The organism is Pseudomonas sp. (assembly GCF_049300855.1).
Lineage (GTDB): Bacteria > Pseudomonadota > Gammaproteobacteria > Pseudomonadales > Pseudomonadaceae > Aquipseudomonas.
In genome coordinates this window covers 90,446-111,802 of record NZ_JBAQKH010000045.1, presented here as the reverse complement: position 1 = coordinate 111,802, position 21,357 = coordinate 90,446, and the positions used below count along the sequence as shown (strand labels likewise).

Sequence of the window (21,357 nt, the reverse complement as noted above, 5' to 3'; positions counted from 1 at the left end):
CTATTCTGAAACTATCCACCGCCCTCTGTGGGAGCGAGCTTGCTCGCGAATACGGTGTATCAGGCAACAATTTAGCGACTGATACATCGCTTTCGCGAGCAAGCTCGCTCCCACAGGGGTTATGCGCTGGGGCTTAAGCTTGCGGGGTTTTGCGGAAGCCCACAGCCAGACGGTTCCAGCTGTTGATGGTGCTGATCGCCACGGTCAGGTCGACCATTTCCTTGGGCGTGAACTGCGCCGCGACCACGTCGTAATCTTCATCCGGGGCGTGGGTCAGGCTCAGTTGGGTCAGCGATTCAGTCCACAGCAGCGCAGCGCGTTCGCGGTCGCTGAAGAACGGCGCTTCACGCCATGCAGTCACTGCGAACAAACGACGTGGGGTTTCGCCGCCCTTGATCGCATCGGTGGTGTGCATGTCGATGCAGAACGCGCAGCCGTTGATCTGCGAAGCACGCAGTTTGACCAGTTCGATCAAGGTCTTTTCCAGCGGCAGTTTGGAGACGGCGGTTTCCAGGGCGATCATCGCTTTCAGGGCGTCTGGGGAGGCGGTGTAGAAATCGGTACGAGGTTTCATGGTGGCTCCGGGCAGCAAGTGAATGTGTGGCTACGTTAGTCCTCGTACCGGGTTCGGCAAATAGCCAATATTCCAGAAGATCAGGAGGCCACTCGGGTTCGCCGCTGACCGCTCGTCAGGCGCTGGGCACCAAGACTTGTGCGCGTCAGACCAATATCAGGTACATGCCCTTTCTGGAGACGGATCATGATCACGCGCAAACTTACCTCGTTGTTACTGGCCGGGCTGCTGGCCAGCGCCTCGGCCGCCAGCTTCGCCGCCAACGATGGCGCTGACGCCACCGGCACCAAATCCGGTGCTACGAGCGGTTCGACCATGCCACCCGATAACACGCCGGGCGCGCCTTCGGGCGGTAATGGCTCCAACGGTGCCGGTGCCGGTTCCGGGACGGGCACCAATGGCGGCGCCAGCGGTTCGGGATCGGGGGCTGGCGGCGGCACCGGTTCGGCCGGCGGCGGCACTGGCGGTGCGGGCGGTGGCACTGGCGGCTGAACGAACAAGAGCCATCCTTGGTGAAGACCCTTGATTGTTTGGGTACTCACATAACCTTGGCTTGACGAAAATCCCTGTGGGAGCTGGCTTGCCAGCGATAGCGTCAGCACAGTCGACATCTTCCTTGACTGACCGACCGCCATCGTTGGCAAGCCACCTCCCACAGGTTTTTGTGTAGGTATGCAGATCAGCGGTCCGAGCGCATCAGCTCGGCCAAACCACTGTCCAGCGACAACACCGCCGCGCGATTGCGCCCGGCATTTTTCGCCTGATACAGCGCCGCGTCCGCGCGCTGGATAAACACTTCCGGGCTGTCGTTGCCGCTCGGGATAAACGAATAACAGCCCAGGCTCACGGTGAGGTAACCGGTCGGCGAGCCGCTGTGGATGATGTGTTTGTCGATCACGCTACGACGAATCTGCCCGGCAATCGCCAACGCGCCGTTGATGTCGGTGTCCGGCAACAGCACCGCAAACTCCTCGCCGCCATAACGCACCGCCAGATCCGCCTTGCGCTGACAGCACGTCCGCAACACCTGAGCGACCTGAGTCAGGCAATGGTCGCCGGCAACATGGCCATAGGCATCGTTGTAACGCTTGAAGAAATCGATATCGAGCATGATCAGGCTGACCGGGCTGACCTGCCGCGCGCCCCGGGCGAACTCGATCTCCAGCGAGCGCTCGAACAGCCGCCGATTGGCCAATCCGGTCAGGCTGTCGTGTGTCGCAATCTGCTCGAGTGTGCGCTGGGCCTTGCGCAGGTTTCTCTCGATCCGCTCGCCGTCGCGCACCTGATGAATGAACACCCAGCCAAACAGGCCAACGCCGAGAACTACCAGCGCCACAATCACACTCGACTGGAAGGCGCGCTCGTGCCAGCCCTTGAGAATCGTGTCGCGCGAGGTCGCCGCCGACACCACCAACGGATACGCCGACAGGCGTCGGTAACCGTACAACCGCACCACGCCATCGACCACCGAGTTGATCATCGCGGTGCCGGCCGCCGCCTCGGGCAGCAACTTCTGATAGATCCGGCCCTGCGCCAGCGACGTCCCGATCAGGTTTTCATCAAACGGTCGGCGGGCGAGCAACGTGCCGTCGCTGAGGCCGAGAAACATGATGCCTTTGTCATCGAGGCCGAAGCTTTCGAAGAAGCGGTCGAAGTACGACATCTTGATCCCGGCCAGCAACACGCCCTGAAAATTGCCGGCATGATCATTGATGCGTTTGGAAATCGGGATGATCCACTCGCCGTTCTCGCGACTGCGAATGGCCGGGCCGATGTGCGCCAGTGTCGAAGCGTTCTGCTGGTGAAACTTGAAGTACTCGCGATCCGCCACGCCGTTGCCACGGGGCAGGTCGGCGAACGAGGTAATCACCCATTGGCCCTGCGTGTCGAAGAGGAACATGCCGTGCAACTGCTCCAGTTGTTGCACGCGCCGGGCGAAGGTTTTTTGCAGCCGTGGTCGTTGCGCCGCGCCGTAGCCGTCGTCCTGAATCCAGTCGACCAGGCTGGTCATCACCAGATCCGCCGCCAGAAAGGTGTCCTCGGCCTGCTGCGCCATGGCCCGGGTGAGGTTGCTCGAAGCCATTTGCGCCACCGCCAGATCCTGACGCCGCGACTGTTCCAGTTGCAGGTAAAGCAAACCGAACAGGCACAACCCCACGGCCACGACAAACAGCGCCGCCGCTTTGCGCAACGGCAGGCGTTTAAGCGTGCCTCCGGGGGCTTGGTGCGGATCGTGAATGGGGATAGGCAAAAGCATGTCCTGGGCAGGTACGACAAGGGCAAAGGCCCGTAACCCTTATGTTTTGTGAGCGTAGCCCACCGGGATGCACGGGGCAAACGCCACGGTCCCGCCCAGTTGTATCGGCGCGCAGCGAGTTTGGATGATCGCTGTTCGCAAAATTATTTTCGATTGCCTCTTTAGGGTTAGTCAGTTGTGAAGGGCTTGGCGCTGCATTGCACTGTGCAGATGCGCCCGCGCGCTCTGCGGATCACCTTCGCGCATCTGCTCATAGGCCCGTTGCGCCATCGCGTGGGGCAGGAGTTGGGCGTGGATGCGGGGGGATTCGCCTGAAATTCCCCCGTTTCTGCTACCGGGGTTTATTGATTTCCCGCAGCAGATCCGCGACGGGAATGTTCATGGTGTTTGAGTAGTAGGGTTTGTAGCCGTAGGCGGTGACGACGACTTTGCAGGGGATTTGTTGTTTACCAGACAGAAGGCCATTCAACTCCTGTACGGTGAGATCCTCGCGCGAAGTACCGTTGTTTTGGGTCTGCCGCAGAAAAGCACTCGTCATGTAGTTGAATTTACCGCCTGCATGACTGGCCTCATCCACCTCAATCAGTCCATACGCCGAGTATCTGAATCGGTTAGTGATGGAAAAGTTCTGATCATCCCCCAGCGCACACTCGAGCATCGTCGATGCTGCGCCCACTCCCATACCTCTCCCGAACAAATCCAGGAGATTTACATCAGAGTCATAATGAATTTTGTAGAGCAGACCAATACTTGACCTTTCTATTGACAGAAAGTCGAGATTCGCTGGGGGCACTGAGTGGTCTTTGGCACATGACGAACACAATATGGCCAGCAGAAGAACAGACATTCTTTTCATTTCAGCGATTGCCTATGCGAATGGCTTCGAACATGAGATCGCTCGCCGATTTTCCTTCAGCAACAGGACGGGTAAACATCGCTGGAGCATTAGCATGGTTTGTGTCCATGGTTACATTAATGTCAGGCCCACACAGTACTTCCCATTTCTCACCAAAATCCGCCACCGAGTCGGATTGGTCAGGCTTGGAGGGCATAGCTTTAATATTTATCCAAAAGTCAGCCACCGGTGTCGGTTGATCGCCATAAATATCGGATCCCAGCCACACCAAAGCACCTTCACCTACTGGGTCGAGTGTGACCAGCATGTTAATCCTGTAGCCCCACTCAGACATGACGCTGGTCAAATGCGCGCCGTTCCATCCCCCCAAGCTGTGCCCCACAATGTAGATAGGGCATGATTTGTAGGGAATGATGTTCAGAACATTTTTCTGGATATCTTTCTTTCCCCGCACCTCGTTATACCCAAGCCATTGAGATTTGTACTTGCCTAGCTTGGTCAGGTCCAGATTGCGATTATCAAAACCGGTCATTGCCTCGTTAACGTTGCCAAATGGTCCGGAAAAGTAATAACTCTCTTTATCGCCAGCGCCACCAACAAATAGAACAATCGCCTTGGTACTCTCCACCGGCACAGGCTTGTCACTGACATCCTTCTTGTCCGTCAGCGCATGTTCCTTGTGCAGCTTGTAATTGTTGCCCTTCGCGCACGTTACCGTTTCAGCCGTCATCCCTTACTCCTCCAAAAACAACTTGATGGTTTCCGGCAGATGCGAGCTGACTTGGTGAGTAAATCCGTTCGCGTCAGACACCCCATGTTCCAGACGTCCGTCAGCGCGCTGAATAACGTAAGGATGATCAGGCATGGGCTCACCGGTCACGTCATTGACCAGTTTCAACCTGTCAGTGAAATGCACCGGCATCGGCAGCAAACCACTGAAGGGAGCCGACGTCACCGTGTCACCGATGATGACCGTGCCTGAACCGCCGATGACGACATTGCCGTGACCACCAGTGCTCGGCGTTCAAGCCATTGATGAACACCGTCGAAGCCACAGCGCCGGTAATCGGGCTGCCGCAGGCGGATTTGTCAGTCATCCGCGCAGCCGCCAAGCCGTCGAAATTGACATTCGGCGAGCCACTGACAATAGGATTGGTGCCATGTCCCGGGAGTGGGCAGGCGGTTGGATCGGTGACGCGGGCGGCGGGTTTTCCGCTCATGAACAGCTCCTTGCAATGTAACGTGTCCATCCTTTCGGGGGCGCAAGCATGCGGGAGTTTGTCGGGTACTTCAAACCTTCAGACCAAAAAAGGCGCCCGATCGGGCGCCTTTCCTGTTCATGGAAACTGCTCGTATCAGCGCGACGGCGGCACCCGAATATCCCCCGCCCGGCACTGGGTTTTCACGCCCTTGCCACACGCACCGAACTGCAAATCCTTGCCCATGCACACGCGCACTTCCGACAGCTCCGGGCCGCTGCAAATGACCGCGATGCCATCGGCCGGAATTCCCGGGTTGGCCTTGCGGAACAAGTCGGCGATTTCCTGCGCTTCGAAGTAATAGGAGCTGCTGAACGGTTGCAGTTCATCGGGGATTTTCACCGCCGCGACCGCTTTGTCCGCTTCATCGAGATAACCCATCGCGCCGAGGCCGCTGCAGGTGCCGTGCTTGGACCATTCGTGGTCGAGCAGTTTTTTCGTCGGGAACAGCGTCAGGCCTTTGCTGGTTTGCGCCGCGTTCAGCGTGGTCAGCGGCGGGCAGGATTCCGGCCAGCCACCCTTGGCGTATTGCGGCCACAGGCCGTGCAACACAAAGCCATAGCCCTTGCCGGAACACTGCACGTCATCTTTATGCGTCAGGCAAAAGGTCGGCGACCAGGACAGCGTCAGCAGGTAGTAATCGAACACCCCGGCCACCGATTCCGCCTGGGCCTTGCTCGACTGTGATTGGCGCGCCGAACTCAGACCGATGCTACCGGCCGTCAGCGCAATCACTGCCAAAATTGTAAACAGCTTTTTCATCTACCCGCTCCTTGGGACGCCTGCGTCCGTGGTTTTCGATCCCGGCCAGACTTGGCCAGGGCTAATTTCGCCATGTTTGTGTTGCAAGCGCATGACGCAAGGCAACGCCCTACGCCGTTGAAAGGTCTACGATTAACAGGCAGACATCAAACCAAGGGATCCGAAATGAGTAAAGCAGACGAACTCGCCGCCAAACTCAAGCAAACCCGGCACACCCACGCGGATGCCACGCTGGAGATCGATTGCTGGCCGGCGCAGGTGTACGACTTGTACCACCGCATCGAGGCGTGGCTGCAGCCGGTGACTGAAGTCGGCCTGAAGATTCGGCGTAATCCGACTCACGTTTGCGAAAGCTCACCGGATGGCCAAACCCACGATTACGCGATCGATCAACTGGTAATCGAAGCCAATCATCAAACCCTGACATTCGATCCCATTGCGCGGTTTACCGAGGATGGCGCCGGGCGGGTGCAGATCATTCCGTCAGCCACGGATACCTATCTGCTGCGTACCGTGGATGAGCACGGTGAAAGCCATTGGTGGATGCAGTCGATTGAAACCGGTCAGCAACTGGATGCCATCGCGCTGACCGAAAACAATCTGTTGCTGGCGGTGCAGGAAGGTCTTGGTCTGTAAACCTCTCACTGCCGCCGCGCCGAGCAAAATTCGATGATCGCCTGCGATAGCGCGTCGATCATCTGCGGATCGGCATGAGACGCTACAAACATGCGGAACTGCGCATCCGGTAACGCCGGCAGGCCTTGGTCCGCGCCCAGCGCAGCCAATCCCTGGCCCAACTGACTCGCCGGCATGGCTGCCACGGCAAATCCGGATAATGCCGCAGCGCGCAGACCGGCGGTGCTCGAACACTGCATGGCGGTACGCTGGGGGATACCGGCCTGAGCCAGGCGCGTCAACGCGGCCTCGCGATATGGACACGGCTCAGGGAACAACGCCAGCGGCAATGGCGTCGGCAATTGCGTGACAGGCTGCGCGGCCCACGCCCACACCAGTGGCTCCTGCCAGAGTAAACGCCCCGCCTCGCCGGTTTCACACTGCGAACCGATGACCATCTCCAGATCGCCCTGCTGCATCTGGCCCAACAACGTCCCGGGAATGTTCACCTGCACATCGATCTGCATACCCGGATGCTGCGCCGCGCAATCCTGCAACGCACGCAACAACCGCGCCTCGATAAAATCCTCGGACACGCCAATCCGCACCCGCCCCTGAAACGGCGTGCGCGTGAGCTGCGCCCAGGCATCGCGATTCAACGCCAGAATCGTCCGCGCATAAGCGATCAGACGCTCGCCATCAGCGGTGAGTTGCTGAGAACGGGTGGTGCGCTTGAGCAGCGGTTTGCCGACTTGTTCTTCGAGTCGGCGCAGATGACCGCTGACCGCCGACTGGGTCAGATGCAGTTTTTCCGCCGCACGACTGAAGCCGTCCTCATCGACAACGGTGACAAAGGTCTTGAGCAACAGGGCGTCAAACATAGTGAGATTCGTGATCAGTGGCTGATTTATTAACGATTTATAGTTTGAAGCGAGCTATGTTGCAATGCCTCGCACCCTCCAACCGACTGCCGAGGCTTACCGTGACCACCCTTCTGCACATTGAATGCTCACCGCGCAAACAACGCTCCGCGTCACTGCAAGTGGCCCGCAGCTTTATCGACCGCTATCTGCAGCATCAGCCGCAGACCCACGTCGAAACCCTGGATCTGTGGAGCTTGCATCTGCCGGAGTTCGGCGAAGAGGCGATGAACGCCAAGTACGCTGGCCTCAACGGAATTGCGCGAACACCGGCCCAACAAACGGCCTGGGAAGAACTCGAGACACTCGCCGCCCACCTGCACCGTGCCGACATTCTGGTGATGTCAGTACCGCTGTGGAATTACAGCATTCCTTACAAACTCAAGCACTACATCGACCTGGTGTCGCAGAAGGACATTCTCTTCAGCTTCGACCCGGTGCGTGGCCCGCAAGGATTGCTGCACGGCAAAACCGCGGTGGTGGCCTATGCCCGCGGCCTGGATTTTTCTGCGCAATCGACCACGCCCGCCGAACGGTTCGACTTTCAGAAACCCTACATGCAAGCGTGGCTCGAATTTGTCGGGATCACTGATGTGCACGCGCTGATCGTCGAAAAGACCATTCTGGGGGAAGACCTCGACCGCAACTCGCGGCTGCTGGCCTCACAACAGGCGCGGGATCTGGCAGATCGCCTGGTGCGGGCCGGGTGACACCCACGAAAGCCTTTCACTACACTGGGCCACCCTTGCTTCTCGGAAACCCGATCTCGATGACAATTCTAAAAAGCACAATGATCTTCTGCGGTGCGCTCACATTGGCCACTGCCGTTCAAGCGCAGGAAGCCCCTTCGCACCTCGACAGCATCCAGCAACAAGGCCAGTTGCGCGTCTGCACCACGGGCGACTACAAGCCCTACACCTTCAAGCGCCCCGACGGCGACTTCGAAGGCATCGACATCGCCATGGCCCGTTCACTGGCCGACAGCCTCGGGGTCAAAGTGCAATGGGTGCAAACCACCTGGAAAACCCTGATGCCCGACATGCAGGCCGGCCAATGCGACATCGGCATGGGCGGTATTTCAGTGACACTGGAGCGGCAGAAAAAAGCCTACTTCAGCAACACCCTCGACACCGACGGCAAGATCCCGCTGGTGCGCTGCGCCGACGTCAGCAAGTACCAGACCGTCGAACAGATCAACCAGCCCAACGTGCGCCTGGTCGAACCCGCCGGCGGCACCAACGAAGCCTTCGTCCACGCCTTCCTGCCCAAGGCGCAACTGGCCCTGCATGACAACGTGACGATCTTCCAGCAACTGCTCGACAACCAGGCCGACGTGATGATCACCGACGCCTCGGAAGCGCTGTATCAGCAGAAACTCAAACCGGGCCTGTGCGCGGTGAATCCGCATCAGTACATGCAGTACGGGGAAAAGGCTTACTTGCTGCCGCGCGATGACATCAGCTGGAAACTGTACGTCGATCAGTGGCTGCATCTAAGCAAGGAGACAGGCAAATATCAGCAAACCCTCAGCGAGTGGATTGCCGTCCCTGCCGCGCCGTAATCCTCAATCGTCATGCAACATGCCGGAACTGTATTGATTGAGACTGCTGCCGATACTGTTGCCACCGAACTTCAACGTATTGGCGTTGTGCCCCTCCGGCGACTGACAATCGCTGGAGAAACAACTGGTGGTGGTCAAACCACCCGCGCCCGAACAGGCACTCAACACCGATACCGCTGCAGCGATCAACAGCACTTTGACGACATTAAGGCGCATGACACGATTCCCCTCGGGATGGAAAACGACGATCTTGTGCCAACATCCTAGGCCTGCGCCGCACACGGCAAGATGAAACTTTGCTGATCGACAGCGCTGGTTCAGAATCGCTTATCCGCCGACAAGGACATCCCCATGCAATTCCTGCCCCTCACCGACGCCAGCCCCGCTGTCCAGGCCCACGTCCGCACCCTGCGCAATCAACCGGACGTGCGCAAATTCATGTACACCTCGCATGAAATCAGTGAGCAGGAACATGCCAAATGGCTGAACTCTTTGCAGGGTAATCCGCGCCAGCAAGTGTTTGTGGTGATCAAGGATGAGCAAGCGGTGGGAGTTGTTTCGTTGAATGCGATCAACGTGCTGCACAAGAGCGCAGATTGGGCGTTTTATCTGGATGTGGGGTTGCAGGGCAAGGGCTTGGGCAGTGTCGTTGAATTCTGGATGCTCGATTACGCGTTTGGCGTGGCGGGGCTGGAGAAGCTGAATTGTGAAGTACTGGCGATGAACGCGGCGGTGGTGAAGATGCATCAGAAATTCGGCTTTGAGATTGAAGGCGTCCGGCGGCAGAACATCTTCAGGGATGGCGCGCGGATCGACGTTGTTCTGCTAGGTATTACCAAAGACGAATGGCAACACAAGCGCCCTGCTTTGGCGCCTGTGATAGAGCGGCTCAACGCCGTTTAAGGTCTGGAGCATTGCGTTTGAAACGTGAAATGAACCCTGCCGATCTATACAAAATCCGCGCAGCCCTCTCCGATATTTTCGTCGACACCGGCGTCGATTACCCCTACATCGCCCGGCAAATCGAAGGCTATGATCCGGAACAGGTTAAAGACATTCTGTATGCCGAAGTTGCCGTCGTCTGCGCCTGGAACCTGGAATGTGTGCTCCCGCCGGTCTGGACAGGTTTCGAACCCGATGCGTTGAACAGGGACATCGAGCAAATGCTGCTCGCAAACACGAACAGCTGGATTCGGCGGCAACTGCATAAGCTGCACACCGCGTGGTTGCGATTCAGCTATCGGGAAGTCTGGGCAGAGATTACCGCTCACTGCAAAGGCTGGAGTTGATACAGCCCTGCGTGGCAATAGCGCATCAACGGCTAACAACGCGTTTAAACTGAAAAGATGATTGCCCCTCTGCCCGTTCAGTCCTTCCCCGGTTTGGGAATCGCAATCCGGCTACCAGTCTTGACCTCGCGCAACGCCAGGCTGGACTGGATCGACGCAATCCCCACCTGACGCCTGAGCACCTGCTCGATAAAGTCGCTGTAACTATCAAGATCCTCGGCCAACACCTGCAACACATAATCGGCATCGCCGGTGATCTTGTGGCAGGCCACCACCTGCGGCAATTGCGCAATCACCGCCTCGAAAGCGTCCGGCGCGTGATCGGCATGGGTGGAAAAACGAATGTGCACGAACGCCATGATATCCAGGCCGAGCATTCGCCGATCAAGGTTGGCCTGATAGCCCTTGATGACTCCCGCCTCCTCCATGCGCTTGCGCCGCCGCCAACACGGCGTAAGGCTCAGCGACAGCCGCTCGCTGAGTTCAGCGTTGGAAATACTGGCGTCTTCCTGCAACAACTCAAGAATCGCCAGATCGGTTTCGTCGAGGCTGATGCGTTTGGATATTTTTTTCTGCATGACGCCATTCCTGAGTAAAAACGCCCGAATAATCGCTTGAATCCCGAACACAAAGCAAAGAAAGCGCAGCCCAGCCGGAACAGAATATTTGCACTGGCCAACAATAACGGATGCGCAGAATGTTTACAGTTTTCAGTGATTCCCACCGGTTGCACCACGGCACCGAATTGAAAGACGGCGTGCTCAAACCGTCGTTCGAACAACCAAGTCGGGCCGATACCGTGCACAACCGCGTCAAACAGGTCGGCCTCGGGCAGATCGTCGAACCGCGTGCGTTTGATCGCTCGTGCTACGTCAACGCACACAGCGAGCGCTACGTCAGTTTTCTCGAAAGCGCTTGGGCCGAATGGAGCGCAACCGGTCGCACTCACGACGCCTTGCCGCTGGTGTGGCCGGTGCGCGATCTGGCCGGCGAAGAGGTGCCGACGTTCATCGACGGCAAGCTCGGCTTCTATGCCATGGATGCCGGTTCGCCGATCACCGCGACGACCTGGCAAGCGGTGAAAACCAGCGCCGACATCGCCCTCACCGGCCTGGCCTTGCTCGATGAAGGCCACGACAGCGCCTTCGCCCTGTGCCGCCCGCCCGGCCATCACGCCGCACGCGAATACATGGGTGGTTATTGCTACCTCAACAACGCCGCGATTGCCGCGCAACAAGCCATCACCCAGGGCGCCAAACGCGTCGCGGTGCTCGACGTCGACTTCCACCACGGCAACGGCACGCAGAACATTTTTTACCAGCGCAGCGACGTCATGTTCGTGTCGCTGCACGGTGAACCGGCGGTGTCCTATCCGTACTTCTCGGGTTACAGCCACGAAGTCGGCGCGGGTGTCGGCGAGGGTTACAACCTCAACTATCCACTGCCGAAAAACACCACGTGGGAGAGCTATCGCAACGCCCTGCTCCACGCCTGCAAAAAACTCCAGCAGTTCGCGCCTGAAGTGCTGGTGATTTCCCTCGGTGTCGACACGTTCAAGGACGACCCCATCAGCCACTTCCTGCTGGAAAGCGAGGACTTCATCGGCATCGGCGAACTGATCGCCAGCGTCGGCTGCCCGACCCTGTTCGTCATGGAGGGCGGGTACATGGTCGATGAAATCGGCATCAATGCGGTCAACGTGCTGCACGGTTTCGAGAGCAAACGCAGCTGAGCCAGCTCGCGCTCTACAACCTTTCAATGACTGGATCGGAGAATAAGACCATGACGCTTTTTATTGATGTCGATGATGCCGCACGCCTGTTCAACCAAGTCGGTATTCGCCGCGCCATCCGCGAAATGGCCGGCTACATCGAAGCGGACTACGCACGCTGGGCGCAGTTTGATAAATCGCCGCGCACGGCCAATCACTCGGCGGACGGCGTGATCGAGTTGATGCCCACCGACGACGGCCAGCAGTACTCGTTCAAATACGTCAACGGCCACCCGAACAACGGCCAGCAGAACTTGCTCACGGTCATGGCCTTCGGTCTGCTGGCCGATGTGCAGAGTGGCTATCCGACGCTGCTCAGCGAACTGACCTTGACCACCGCCGTGCGCACCGCAGCCACTTCGGCGCTGGTGGCGCAATTGCTGGCTCGTCCGGGTGCGACCTCGATGGCCCTCATTGGCAACGGTGCACAGAGTGAATTCCAGGCGCTGGCCTTTCATGAAATGTTGGGCATCACTGAAATCCGCATTTTCGATATTGATCGCGAAGCGTCGCTCAAGTTGAAACACAACCTCGCCGCGTTCCCGGACATCGACGTGATTCTGGCCAGCTCGGTGAAGGACGCGGTCAAGGGCGCGGACATCGTCACCACAGTCACCGCCGACAAAGCCTACGCAACGATTCTGACGCCCGAGATGATCGAGCCCGGCATGCACATCAACGCGGTCGGCGGTGACTGCCCGGGTAAAACCGAACTGCACGCCGACATCCTGCGCAACGCCCAGGTCATCGTCGAGTTCGAGCCGCAAACGCGCATCGAGGGCGAGATTCAGCAACTGGCAGCCGACTCCCCGGTGATCGAGTTTTTCCGCATTGTGCAGCGCGAAGTGGCCGGACGCGAAAACGATGCGCAGGTGACGGTGTTCGATTCGGTGGGTTTTGCCCTGGAAGACTTTTCCTCACTGCGCTACCTCAACGACTTGGCGCAGGCACAGCAAATCGGCCAGCGCATCCACCTGGTGCCGACGCCGGCCAACATAAAAAACCTCTTCCAACTGCTCGATCCGCAACCGGCCAAAGCCTCGCGTCTGCGCACCGTCAGTTGATCGCAATCGCCGCCCCCACCACAGGGGGCGACTCACCTTGTGATTAGCCGCTGCACCTCTAACAAGAACGCTCGACACCTACTTTCTGCCAAAACTAAAAAACATAAAATCAAGAGGTTTTGCAATGAAATCGACCCCTTCCGGGCTGCCTGAACAGCCCGCGCTGCAGCGCACGCTCAGCAATCGTCATATCCAGTTAATGGCCATGGGCGGCGCCATCGGCACCGGCCTGTTCATGGGTTCCGGGAAGATCATCGCCCTCTCCGGGACATCGATCATCCTCATCTACATGATCATCGGCCTGTTCGTGTTTTTCGTCATGCGCGCCATGGGCGAAATGCTCCTGTCCAACCTCAACTTCAAAACCTTCGCCGACTTTGCCGGCGCCTACCTCGGCCCGCGCGCGGCGTTCTTCCTCGGCTGGTCGTACTGGCTGAGCTGGAGCGTGGCGGTGATCGGCGACGCCGTCGTGGTCGGCGGATTCTTCCAGTACTGGTTCCCCGACGTCCCGGCGTGGATCCCCGCCGTCGGCATGCTGGCAACCCTGTTCGCGCTCAACGTGCTGACCGTCAGGCTGTTCGGTGAGGTGGAATTCTGGTTCGCGATCATCAAGATAATCGCCGTCGTCACCCTGATCGGCGTCAGCACCGTGCTGATTGCCAGCTCCTTCGTTTCGCCCAGTGGCGTCACCGCATCTTTGAGTCACCTGGTGGACAAACAGGCAGCGTTCCCCAACGGCTTGTTCGGCTTCTTCGCCGGATTTCAAATGGCGATCTTCTCCTTCGCCGGCACCGAGCTGATCGGCACCGCCGCCGCCGAAACCCGCTCGCCGGAGAAAACCCTGCCCAAGGCGATCAACTCGATTCCGTTGCGGATCATCCTTTTCTACGTGTTGGCACTGACCTGCATTATCGCCGTGACCTCGTGGCAACAGGTCTCCCCAGTCAAAAGCCCCTTTGTCGAACTGTTCCTCGTCGCCGGATTTCCCGCAGCGGCCGGCATCGTCAACTTCGTGGTCCTCACCTCAGCGGCCTCCTCGGCCAACAGCGGCGTGTTCTCGTCAAGCCGTATGCTGTTCGGGCTGGCCAATCAGGACAACGCCCCCGGCATATTCCGCCGACTGTCGAGCAACAGCGTGCCACTGCTGAGCCTGGCGTTCACCACGTTGTTGATGCTGGTCGGCGTGCTGGTGCTGTTCATCGTGCCGGAAGTCATGACCGCGTTCACCATCGTATCCACCGTGTCGGCGATTCTGGTGATCTTCACCTGGTCGACCATCCTCGCGTCTTACATCGCCTACCGCAAAAAACGTCCGGATCTGCATGCGAAGTCGGCTTACAAGATGCCCGGTGGTGTACCGATGGCTTGGTTTTCGTTGGCGTTTTTGGGGTTTGTGCTGGGGTTACTGGCGTTGCGGCCTGACACGCGGATTGCGCTGATGGTGATGCCGGGGTGGTTTGTCTGGTTGGCGATTGCTTACCAGTTGACGCGGTTGAGGAAGCCGAAATCTGCGGTTGAGTCGGCTAGTCAGTTTGGCTAGAGCTGCAAACGAAAGCCGTCACCTGAAAAATGACGGCTTTTGGTTATCAGTGAACGAGCATTTCACCTGCCCACGGCGGGACAGGCTTTACGCCTTCACCTCAACGTTATCCAACGCCTGATTCACCGCCAATTCACCCAACATCACCACCTGCGCAATGCCCAGCGCGGTTTTGCGGTGCGAGGGTTCAAGCGTCGCGGCAAAGTTGTTGAGCATTTCCGAGGCAGAACTCAGCGTTTCACTGGCATTGGCCAATAGGGATTCCGAGTCGTACTTGGGGTTGGCGAGGTACATGCGCTCGGGTTCGTTGACGCTGGCCATGATGTGGTCGGCGGGAAGGAGGTAGTGATCGAGCGCGCGCTCGGCGGCTTCGTGGAGTTTTTTGGGGTTGAGGGAATCGTAGGGGGATGCGGGATCGGTTTCTGGAGGGTTGGGCGTTACTTTGAACATAGATGGAACCTCTAGCGCGATTACTAAAAGAAGCCATCACCCACGCTACCAAACGATGGGTGGCGGCCATACGCGGGTTGGTAGACCGGTCGCACTAGAACCCGGCGCCCACGAATGGGCCCCACGCATGACCACCATGAAATCCGAGTCCTGGGGAAGCGACTGAAATTGGTGATGCGATGCATCTAGACACGAAGCGGGCTACCAAACCCGATCACTGGTTGTCAGTGATGTGGGGACGATAGAGCGTGCGGGCTAGACGTACAAGCCGGGGGATTCTGTCTTAGGTGTAGGGGGAGGCGCAAGGTGGTGTAGGCTGAGGACTGCAGCAACAGGTTTCACTTAAACAAACACGTTTTTTCCGTTTGGAAAGGATTTACTGGCGCAATCACCGATCCAAATACTGTGCAACAACACAGAGCACTGCGTTCCTTTTTCAAGCGCTATCCGTCGCTCCGCTAATGGATCGGATCGCCAAAGCCTAAATCCATTGGCCTTTCCTGTAGTCGTGTACATTCTGTGTGCAGGGATTGATACCGCCCTCGTACCCTAATGCCCAAATTATTGGACAGACTGATTGGACTCCACGCTGAGCGCCATTACCTCCAGCCATGGCACTACCGACTGACACTACCTACTTTTCTCCCCGCCCAGCGCCGTGAATAGCTGCCAATTTCGTGCTATGAGTAGTGGCACATTGATCGAGGCCAGCGCCAGGGAGACAAAATGCTGACAATCCAGCACCCGCATCTTATGCAGCACGTGAGAAACCTTCATCACGGGATAAGTACGATTGCAAACGACAAGGAAGGTAGGTTCCTCCTCATAATCAAAGTGCCCAAGGAGGCTGTACTAGCCGCAAAAGCCAAGCAGCGCATCGGGTTCTATCTAGCCCCATGTCGGATGAACGGAGAGACTTACCACGGCCTGGTCACTACATATGAAGATGATGAGCTCAACCCACTGATGGTTGTTACTCCCCTGCTAGACGATGAAATGGGACACTCCATATTTGACCTGCTTTCATCGGAAAGCTTCGACATTCATTTCTTTGACGACAACAATCGCGAACTTCTTGGCTACAGGTCGCAGAACACAAAATTCGCAGAATTCGATAAAAGCCAATATAAACTTGCCCCATCAAGCCTTGAGGCTGCTTATGAAATTCGTGACTTAACTAATCACTGGTTCATGCGCAGATCGCTTCAGGATGATAAGAACTCGATCAAGGTTAATTTCCTTGAACCACTTATGGTCGAGGACTTATTCATTCTAGACGCAGTACCCATGAACAACCTTTTTCAAAAAGGCCCACCTGTGAGCCACTCGACCCTTGAGAGGCTAGAGCCAGGTAGCTTTCAGGAGATGGATATTGTAAGGCTACTTCAAAAAGTATTTCATGAAGACTCAATATTCCTCAACCCACTTCGCACAGATAACAATGAAGAGTTCGTCGACGTTTTAGTTGCCTCCGATGAATATTTGCTGTTGATTCAGGCCAAGGACAGCCCAAACACTGAGAAGTCCTTAGATCGAACTCTAAAAAGAAAGATCTCGACAGTTTCAAAGGCTCTGGATAAAGCTATTGATCAGACGAGAGGAGCGATTAAGTACCTGAGACGTGGTGACAACCTGCAGTTTCACTTTGGCGAAGATATCTTTGAGATTGAAACGCACGACAAGGTGATCCGAAACCTAATAGTTGTCCAAGAAACTTTCGTCAATGAATGGGAAAGCTACTCGGATCGAGTTCTTGGGCTAGATAATGAAATGGGTGCTTCATGTTACGTAATGGGATATCCAGAGCTAGTGACATGGACTGCGAAGCTAAGTACGCCAGAGAAGTTCTTTGATGCATTTGACAGTATCGTTGCAGAAGGAAAGGAGACAGGCATTTTCCCGAGCATAACCTTTTACAACTGACATATTGCACATTGTGAAAGCGAAGTCGCAAGACCATACTGCGATTTCGCTCTTCCCCTTGCGAATTCCGCACTCAACTAAAGCAAAACCGCAGTCAACCAGAGTGGTTTCGCACTCCCATACTGCGATTTCGCATTCACACCTTGCGAAGGTTTAGCTATACAAACAAATAAATCAAAACAAATAGCAAAAGCACTAGAACCACCTAAAGCTCCATTAGCATAATGAGTCTAGAGCTTCTTTTTAGCCAGTTGTGTCTATGTCAGACAAGTACGACTAGATACTCACATCCCTTCGGGTGTTGCGTTAGAGCAAAGCTCATATAAAAACAATAAAGGTGAGCCAAGATGAAAACTATTGAGAGGCAGAATAAAGAATCCCGCATCACTCTGCGGCTAAACAAAACTGAACTCGACACCTTGAATGCCAAAGTCGCTGAGGCAGGCTACAAGTCCGCTGGAGCGTTCATTCGCGACTTCGTTGCTAACGGCCAGGTCAAACCTAAAGTTGGCCAAGACGTTGTTCAGATCGCTCGTGAGCTTATGAACCTAGCATCAATGATCAATGCGGATCGCCCAGGAAGCGAACTCCTTGAGAAAGTGAAGTACATCGCCCAGATCAACCTGGGAGAAATCAAATGATCGGCAAAATCTTCCCGAAGTTGGCAGGCTCTTTCAAGAACCGCATCCGCTACATTTTCGGCTGTACTAAGCACGACCATGAGATCAGTGGCATCAGGACGATCAGCCACAACACCATGAGCAAAGACCCGCTGCCAGGAGTGCTCCAGGGCAACGAGACGGACTTGTCGGAGATGATTAAAGAGTTCGACCAAGTCGAAACCCTCAGGCGCTTCTCAATCGACTCTGACAAGCCAATCAAACCCGTCTTTCACGCAATGCTATCCCTGAGGCCCGGAGAGTCCCTGACAACCCAGCAGTGGCGCACAGCAGTCCAGACGTACATGACAGATCTAGGCTTCGACGAAACGAATCAGTACGTCGCCGTTATGCACCAAGACAAAGACCACCAACACGTCCACATCGTCGCAAATCGCATCCGGCTCAATGACGACTTCTCGATGGTCAAGGACAGCAACGAACGCTTGATCAGCCTTGAGTCAGTGTCCGGCATCGAAGACCGCTTCAGGCTGTCCAAGGCACCAAAGCCCAAGGACACGTGGGGCGTTTCGATCACTCACGCAGAGCTACAGGCATCGATCCGCGACAACGACTTACCCTTGAAGCACAAGATGATCGCAAAAATCGCAGGCGCTATCGAAGCCACCAACTAGGCCCAAGGCGACATGTTCGACTTCGTCCGGGCACTAAGGAAGCAAAAGGTCTACATCAACCTCACGCTCAATGATGAAGGGCAACCGAAAGGCATTAGCTTCGAATTTGACGGCAAACATATAAGTGGCAGACAGCTCAAGCGCTCCAGGCTCACATGGCACAAACTAACTACGCAGAAAGGAACACATTATGACCCCGAAACCATTCGTGAACTTCAGATTGAAATTGCAAGAAGAGATAGTGAAGAACAAGAAAGAGCTCGAATCTATTACTATGAATTCGTTGCAACCTCAAGGAAGAGAAGAAGCCCGATCTACGTCAAGTTCACAGCTAGGGACTATGAAGTCCAGAAAATGATTCAGGAGATTCTCGAGCTCCTCGACGCTATTTTTGATGCGCTATTTAAGCCAAGGGAATGCAGGTTGAGGCGCAGTTACATAGAGTACATACCTGGTAAGCCGCTGGAGCTAGAAGAGGAACTGGCTCCAGCGTTATAAGATCTCGTTACTCACTTAGTACGCAGGAGGGCTGAGTAAGCCTTCCTTTACTGCCCCCTCTATCTTGGACTCTATGCCTTTGACAGTCTCGTAGACAATAATGTGTCCAAGTTGATCAGGTAGTTCTTTTTCAATTTCCGAACGAGCTTCATCCCAGAACCTACTCCCATTCAGTTCTTCTTTTAATGCGCCTTCGAACTTCTCAATTTCAGCCCTGAGCCTTGGTAGAGTATCTCGGGCGAGATCATAGTGCTGCCCTAGATCAGCAACCTTATGTATAGACCCCTTTGGAACCTCTAGGATCGAAAGCGCATGGTTATTGGTGTCGTTTCGTCCTGTTTGCAGTATCTCAACTAACTGATCATAAAGTTCAATTTGGCTTTGAATTAACGCTGGGTACTCCGACAGGATGAATTTCTCGAACGGATACCAGGAATGCTCATCTCGATCTTGAGCGAACTTTTCAAGGCGAACATCGATTCTTGAAACTGGCTCAGGGATTATGAATCGCGTTCTAGCGGGTAGATTGAATGGCAGCTGCGGAACCTCCATGAACTTGAAGAACGCGAGATTTCTATAATTAATTTGATCAGCTGTTTCCAGTAATTTGTGCCACGCTTCCACCCTTGCTTCAGTTTTCTTGCGCCACGCTTTTTTGACGCTAGGAATCCCCTCAACTACAGACTTAATACCTTTAGAGTTGATAGCAATTGCCAACTTCCCTAGCGCGTCTGAGAGTTCGCGATCTTCGTCAGATCCCGATGAAAGAGACTTCGACAAACTCAAGACGGCATCATAAACGGTTTGTACGCCGTGCTCGCGAATCAAAAAAGAAAAGGTGCAGGCTAGTCCCGTGTAATTAGATATTCTGTAACTTCTAAACATTCTTCCTTGTCCTTGGTTTCAGCGCAGAAAAAGCATCATACGATTTATCGACTACTCTAGCAAGCTGTACAATAAGGCTTTAAGGAGGCTAGATGGCAATAAATGCACTTATATATGAAGCCTACATCCTTTGTACCGACAACGTCATGGATGTTGCAGGGCTTATGTATGGCGTAATAGACGGTGAAGAGTTTGACGGTGAGCGGCATCAGACTTATCACATACGAAATGCGTGGATTGATGACATGGGAATCGGCGTCAAAGGTATGCAAGGGCATGAGTACATGATCCTCAGCCTTGACGACAATCCAGGATCACTTGCCGGTAACTTACATCACCTCTTTGCTCTAAGCTTTTTACACGAGAAGCCCACCGATGCCTGAGCAATGGGCTTTTCATGATGCTGTCTTTGCTCACTGGCGCGGCGGCATCACGGTGTTCGGCTTTGCTTACAAAACTGCAGACGGCATTGAGAGTGGCACCGGGCACCACACCAAGGTGGCCTTTTGCGCTGGGTTGTACATCAGATCAACGTGTGGGGTGGAATCCTGATCTCGATTCCGCTTATCCCCCTGATCTGGTTTTTCGTAATGATGATGAAGGGAGCTCGCCGTTTGGGCAGAATGATAAAGCGGGCTTTCAGCCCTTCTGACCACGTGCTCAGCGAAGTCGTAGCGGACGAAGCTGGCTGGATCTATGGCCAAGCAACAATAGGGGCCAGACCACAATATTCAGTCGATCCGTCTCGCTTCATTGGCGAGCAAGGGCACGTAGTAAATACGCGTAAGCCTCCGTCCTATCCCAATCCTGATAAACTCCCCCACCTTCGCCCTTCTGATTCAGATTCCCCAAATGCCTCTACAACCCGCCCCACTCTCCCGCCGCTTCTCCGTCGCCCCAATGATGGATTGGACTGACCGCCATTGCCGTTTCTTCCTACGCCTCCTGTCGAAGAACGCCCTGCTCTACACCGAAATGGTCACCACCGGCGCTCTCCTCAACGGCGATCACGAGCGTTTCCTCCGTCACAACGAAGCCGAGCACCCTCTCGCGCTGCAGTTGGGCGGTAGCGTTCCATTGGATCTGGCAGCCTGCGCCCGCATGGCACAGGAACACGGCTACGACGAGGTAAACCTGAACGTCGGCTGCCCAAGCGATCGTGTGCAGAACAACATGATCGGCGCGTGCCTGATGGGTCACCCGCAACTGGTGGCGGATTGTGTGAAGGCGATGCAAGACGCGGTGTCGATTCCGGTAACGGTAAAGCACCGCATCGGCATCAACGGTCGGGACAGTTACGCGGAGTTGTGTGATTTCGTCGGCACCGTCCGCGATGCCGGGTGCACCAGTTTTACCGTGCATGCGCGGATTGCGATTCTGGAGGGGTTGTCGCCGAAGGAGAATCGCGACATTCCGCCGTTGCGCTATGACGTGGCGGCGCAGCTGAAGGCGGATTTTCCTGAGTTGGAGATTGTGCTGAATGGCGGGATCAAGACGATGGAGGCTTGCCATGAGCATTTGCAGACGTTTGACGGTGTGATGTTGGGGCGTGAGGCTTATCACAATCCGTATTTGCTGGCGGAGGTGGATCAGCAGTTGTTCGGCAGTTCGGCGCCGGTGATCAGTCGGGCTGAGGCGTTGGCGCAGTTGCGTCCTTATATAGCCGAACATTTGCTGGCCGGTGGTTCGATGCATCACATCACGCGGCATGTGTTGGGCCTGGGCACGGGGTTCCCGGGGGCGCGGAAATTTCGTCAGTTGTTGTCGGTGGATATTCACAAGGCCAAGGATCCGCTGGCGTTGCTGGATCAGGCGGCGGAGCTGCTTGAAGGTCGTTAA

The 21,357-nt window shown here is 55.9% G+C and carries 25 protein-coding genes and 1 pseudogene; 15 read left to right on the top strand and 11 right to left on the bottom strand.

The window, feature by feature from the left end; genetic code table 11:
* Positions 1–133: 133 nt before the first annotated feature.
* Positions 134–574, bottom strand: a complete 441-nt coding sequence (locus tag WA225_RS23895; protein WP_064120688.1) for a carboxymuconolactone decarboxylase family protein — start codon at positions 572–574, stop codon at positions 134–136.
* 186 nt (positions 575–760) lie between these two features.
* Here WA225_RS23895 and WA225_RS23890 point away from each other — a divergent pair, with 186 nt between their 5' ends.
* A complete protein-coding gene (locus WA225_RS23890; protein WP_422609902.1) occupies positions 761–1,066 on the top strand; it encodes a hypothetical protein in 306 nt (101 codons plus the stop codon).
* Between the two features lie 187 nt (positions 1,067–1,253).
* Here WA225_RS23890 and WA225_RS23885 read toward each other — a convergent pair whose 3' ends face one another.
* The 5 genes and pseudogenes from WA225_RS23885 to WA225_RS23865 all read right to left on the bottom strand — a co-directional run bounded on the left by WA225_RS23885 (position 1,254) and on the right by WA225_RS23865 (position 5,708).
* Positions 1,254–2,825, bottom strand: a complete 1,572-nt coding sequence (locus tag WA225_RS23885; protein ID WP_422609901.1) for a sensor domain-containing diguanylate cyclase — start codon at positions 2,823–2,825, stop codon at positions 1,254–1,256.
* Positions 2,826–3,162: 337 nt separating this feature from the next.
* Positions 3,163–3,678 carry a hypothetical protein gene (locus WA225_RS23880; protein WP_422609900.1) on the bottom strand — a complete coding sequence of 172 codons (516 nt, stop codon included), beginning with the start codon at positions 3,676–3,678 and terminating at the stop codon, positions 3,163–3,165.
* 10 nt (positions 3,679–3,688) lie between these two features.
* Positions 3,689–4,417 carry an alpha/beta hydrolase gene (locus WA225_RS23875; protein ID WP_422609899.1) on the bottom strand — a complete coding sequence of 243 codons (729 nt, stop codon included), beginning with the start codon at positions 4,415–4,417 and terminating at the stop codon, positions 3,689–3,691.
* A gap of 3 nt (positions 4,418–4,420) precedes the next feature.
* A pseudogene (locus WA225_RS23870) lies at positions 4,421–4,907 on the bottom strand (PAAR domain-containing protein).
* Positions 4,908–5,042: 135 nt separating this feature from the next.
* The gene (locus WA225_RS23865; protein ID WP_422609898.1) at positions 5,043–5,708 is read right to left on the bottom strand and encodes a ribonuclease T2; all 666 of its coding nucleotides are present in this window, start codon (positions 5,706–5,708) and stop codon (positions 5,043–5,045) included.
* Between the two features lie 165 nt (positions 5,709–5,873).
* Between WA225_RS23865 and WA225_RS23860 the strand changes: the two genes are divergently transcribed.
* Entirely contained in the window at positions 5,874–6,344 is a 471-nt protein-coding gene (locus tag WA225_RS23860) for a hypothetical protein (RefSeq protein WP_422609897.1), read from the top strand.
* A gap of 5 nt (positions 6,345–6,349) precedes the next feature.
* On the opposite strand, the gene WA225_RS23855 is transcribed toward WA225_RS23860, so the two are convergent.
* Positions 6,350–7,204 carry a LysR substrate-binding domain-containing protein gene (locus WA225_RS23855; protein WP_422609896.1) on the bottom strand — a complete coding sequence of 285 codons (855 nt, stop codon included), beginning with the start codon at positions 7,202–7,204 and terminating at the stop codon, positions 6,350–6,352.
* 101 nt (positions 7,205–7,305) lie between these two features.
* Here WA225_RS23855 and WA225_RS23850 point away from each other — a divergent pair, with 101 nt between their 5' ends.
* Both WA225_RS23850 and WA225_RS23845 read left to right on the top strand, forming a co-directional pair.
* A complete protein-coding gene (locus tag WA225_RS23850; protein ID WP_422609895.1) occupies positions 7,306–7,953 on the top strand; it encodes an FMN-dependent NADH-azoreductase in 648 nt (215 codons plus the stop codon).
* A gap of 59 nt (positions 7,954–8,012) precedes the next feature.
* A complete protein-coding gene (locus tag WA225_RS23845) occupies positions 8,013–8,804 on the top strand; it encodes a transporter substrate-binding domain-containing protein (RefSeq protein ID WP_422609894.1) in 792 nt (263 codons plus the stop codon).
* 3 nt (positions 8,805–8,807) lie between these two features.
* Here WA225_RS23845 and WA225_RS23840 read toward each other — a convergent pair whose 3' ends face one another.
* The gene (locus WA225_RS23840) at positions 8,808–9,020 is read right to left on the bottom strand and encodes a hypothetical protein (RefSeq protein ID WP_095121094.1); all 213 of its coding nucleotides are present in this window, start codon (positions 9,018–9,020) and stop codon (positions 8,808–8,810) included.
* A gap of 135 nt (positions 9,021–9,155) precedes the next feature.
* On the opposite strand from WA225_RS23840, the gene pseH reads away from it, so the two are divergent.
* Entirely contained in the window at positions 9,156–9,707 is a 552-nt protein-coding gene (gene pseH, locus WA225_RS23835; RefSeq protein WP_422609893.1) for a UDP-4-amino-4,6-dideoxy-N-acetyl-beta-L-altrosamine N-acetyltransferase, read from the top strand.
* A gap of 17 nt (positions 9,708–9,724) precedes the next feature.
* Positions 9,725–10,093, top strand: coding sequence for a DUF7079 family protein (locus WA225_RS23830; RefSeq protein ID WP_422609892.1), 369 nt, complete (start codon positions 9,725–9,727; stop codon positions 10,091–10,093).
* Positions 10,094–10,170: 77 nt separating this feature from the next.
* Here the strand turns inward: WA225_RS23830 and WA225_RS23825 are convergent, their stop codons facing one another.
* Positions 10,171–10,671, bottom strand: a complete 501-nt coding sequence (locus tag WA225_RS23825) for an Lrp/AsnC family transcriptional regulator (protein ID WP_093433799.1) — start codon at positions 10,669–10,671, stop codon at positions 10,171–10,173.
* Positions 10,672–10,790: 119 nt separating this feature from the next.
* Here WA225_RS23825 and WA225_RS23820 point away from each other — a divergent pair, with 119 nt between their 5' ends.
* The 3 genes from WA225_RS23820 (at position 10,791) to WA225_RS23810 (ending at position 14,468) form a co-directional block, all read left to right on the top strand.
* Complete coding sequence (locus tag WA225_RS23820; protein ID WP_422609891.1) at positions 10,791–11,825, top strand: histone deacetylase family protein; 1,035 nt, start codon at positions 10,791–10,793, stop codon at positions 11,823–11,825.
* Positions 11,826–11,875: 50 nt separating this feature from the next.
* The gene (locus tag WA225_RS23815; RefSeq protein WP_422609890.1) at positions 11,876–12,928 is read left to right on the top strand and encodes an ornithine cyclodeaminase; all 1,053 of its coding nucleotides are present in this window, start codon (positions 11,876–11,878) and stop codon (positions 12,926–12,928) included.
* 124 nt (positions 12,929–13,052) lie between these two features.
* Positions 13,053–14,468: an amino acid permease gene (locus WA225_RS23810; protein WP_095121091.1), complete on the top strand. Its 1,416-nt coding sequence runs from the start codon at positions 13,053–13,055 to the stop codon at positions 14,466–14,468.
* 87 nt (positions 14,469–14,555) lie between these two features.
* On the opposite strand, the gene WA225_RS23805 is transcribed toward WA225_RS23810, so the two are convergent.
* Complete coding sequence (locus tag WA225_RS23805) at positions 14,556–14,918, bottom strand: DUF6124 family protein (protein WP_422609889.1); 363 nt, start codon at positions 14,916–14,918, stop codon at positions 14,556–14,558.
* A 726-nt stretch (positions 14,919–15,644) separates the two neighbouring features.
* Here WA225_RS23805 and WA225_RS23800 point away from each other — a divergent pair.
* From WA225_RS23800 to WA225_RS23785, 4 genes are all read left to right on the top strand, one after another.
* Positions 15,645–16,841, top strand: coding sequence for a hypothetical protein (locus WA225_RS23800; RefSeq protein ID WP_422609888.1), 1,197 nt, complete (start codon positions 15,645–15,647; stop codon positions 16,839–16,841).
* A 347-nt stretch (positions 16,842–17,188) separates the two neighbouring features.
* Complete coding sequence (locus WA225_RS23795; RefSeq protein WP_422609887.1) at positions 17,189–17,482, top strand: plasmid mobilization protein; 294 nt, start codon at positions 17,189–17,191, stop codon at positions 17,480–17,482.
* Complete coding sequence (locus tag WA225_RS23790) at positions 17,479–18,135, top strand: relaxase/mobilization nuclease domain-containing protein (RefSeq protein WP_422609886.1); 657 nt, start codon at positions 17,479–17,481, stop codon at positions 18,133–18,135. The genes WA225_RS23795 and WA225_RS23790 overlap by 4 nt, the downstream gene beginning before the upstream one ends.
* A gap of 12 nt (positions 18,136–18,147) precedes the next feature.
* Complete coding sequence (locus WA225_RS23785) at positions 18,148–18,633, top strand: hypothetical protein (protein WP_422609885.1); 486 nt, start codon at positions 18,148–18,150, stop codon at positions 18,631–18,633.
* 15 nt (positions 18,634–18,648) lie between these two features.
* Here WA225_RS23785 and WA225_RS23780 read toward each other — a convergent pair whose 3' ends face one another.
* Positions 18,649–19,518 (bottom strand): hypothetical protein, encoded by an 870-nt coding sequence (locus tag WA225_RS23780; protein ID WP_422609884.1) that lies wholly within the window; start codon positions 19,516–19,518, stop codon positions 18,649–18,651.
* Between the two features lie 92 nt (positions 19,519–19,610).
* Between WA225_RS23780 and WA225_RS23775 the strand changes: the two genes are divergently transcribed.
* Together WA225_RS23775 and dusA are read left to right on the top strand one after the other, a co-directional pair.
* Positions 19,611–19,901 carry a hypothetical protein gene (locus tag WA225_RS23775; protein WP_422609883.1) on the top strand — a complete coding sequence of 97 codons (291 nt, stop codon included), beginning with the start codon at positions 19,611–19,613 and terminating at the stop codon, positions 19,899–19,901.
* Between the two features lie 469 nt (positions 19,902–20,370).
* On the top strand, positions 20,371–21,357 hold the full coding sequence (gene dusA, locus WA225_RS23770) for a tRNA dihydrouridine(20/20a) synthase DusA (protein WP_422609882.1): 987 nt from the start codon (positions 20,371–20,373) through the stop codon (positions 21,355–21,357).

Excerpts from the sequence above, each read along its gene's own strand:
- WA225_RS23860 (WP_422609897.1), top strand. The coding sequence starts at position 5,874 with ATGAGTAAAGCAGACGAACTCGCCGCCAAACTCAAGCAAACCCGGCAC.
- WA225_RS23780 (WP_422609884.1), bottom strand. The coding sequence starts at position 19,518 with ATGTTTAGAAGTTACAGAATATCTAATTACACGGGACTAGCCTGCACC.
- WA225_RS23815 (WP_422609890.1), top strand. The coding sequence starts at position 11,876 with ATGACGCTTTTTATTGATGTCGATGATGCCGCACGCCTGTTCAACCAA.
- WA225_RS23880 (WP_422609900.1), bottom strand. The coding sequence starts at position 3,678 with ATGTCTGTTCTTCTGCTGGCCATATTGTGTTCGTCATGTGCCAAAGAC.
- WA225_RS23805 (WP_422609889.1), bottom strand. The coding sequence starts at position 14,918 with ATGTTCAAAGTAACGCCCAACCCTCCAGAAACCGATCCCGCATCCCCC.
- WA225_RS23775 (WP_422609883.1), top strand. The coding sequence starts at position 19,611 with ATGGCAATAAATGCACTTATATATGAAGCCTACATCCTTTGTACCGAC.
- pseH (WP_422609893.1), top strand. The coding sequence starts at position 9,156 with ATGCAATTCCTGCCCCTCACCGACGCCAGCCCCGCTGTCCAGGCCCAC.
- WA225_RS23825 (WP_093433799.1), bottom strand. The coding sequence starts at position 10,671 with ATGCAGAAAAAAATATCCAAACGCATCAGCCTCGACGAAACCGATCTG.
- WA225_RS23790 (WP_422609886.1), top strand. The coding sequence starts at position 17,479 with ATGATCGGCAAAATCTTCCCGAAGTTGGCAGGCTCTTTCAAGAACCGC.
- WA225_RS23795 (WP_422609887.1), top strand. The coding sequence starts at position 17,189 with ATGAAAACTATTGAGAGGCAGAATAAAGAATCCCGCATCACTCTGCGG.
- WA225_RS23785 (WP_422609885.1), top strand. The coding sequence starts at position 18,148 with ATGTTCGACTTCGTCCGGGCACTAAGGAAGCAAAAGGTCTACATCAAC.
- WA225_RS23845 (WP_422609894.1), top strand. The coding sequence starts at position 8,013 with ATGACAATTCTAAAAAGCACAATGATCTTCTGCGGTGCGCTCACATTG.
- WA225_RS23810 (WP_095121091.1), top strand. The coding sequence starts at position 13,053 with ATGAAATCGACCCCTTCCGGGCTGCCTGAACAGCCCGCGCTGCAGCGC.
- WA225_RS23855 (WP_422609896.1), bottom strand. The coding sequence starts at position 7,204 with ATGTTTGACGCCCTGTTGCTCAAGACCTTTGTCACCGTTGTCGATGAG.
- dusA (WP_422609882.1), top strand. The coding sequence starts at position 20,371 with ATGCCTCTACAACCCGCCCCACTCTCCCGCCGCTTCTCCGTCGCCCCA.
- WA225_RS23800 (WP_422609888.1), top strand. The coding sequence starts at position 15,645 with ATGCTGACAATCCAGCACCCGCATCTTATGCAGCACGTGAGAAACCTT.
- WA225_RS23865 (WP_422609898.1), bottom strand. The coding sequence starts at position 5,708 with ATGAAAAAGCTGTTTACAATTTTGGCAGTGATTGCGCTGACGGCCGGT.
- WA225_RS23875 (WP_422609899.1), bottom strand. The coding sequence starts at position 4,417 with ATGACGGCTGAAACGGTAACGTGCGCGAAGGGCAACAATTACAAGCTG.
- WA225_RS23820 (WP_422609891.1), top strand. The coding sequence starts at position 10,791 with ATGTTTACAGTTTTCAGTGATTCCCACCGGTTGCACCACGGCACCGAA.
- WA225_RS23895 (WP_064120688.1), bottom strand. The coding sequence starts at position 574 with ATGAAACCTCGTACCGATTTCTACACCGCCTCCCCAGACGCCCTGAAA.
- WA225_RS23840 (WP_095121094.1), bottom strand. The coding sequence starts at position 9,020 with ATGCGCCTTAATGTCGTCAAAGTGCTGTTGATCGCTGCAGCGGTATCG.
- WA225_RS23890 (WP_422609902.1), top strand. The coding sequence starts at position 761 with ATGATCACGCGCAAACTTACCTCGTTGTTACTGGCCGGGCTGCTGGCC.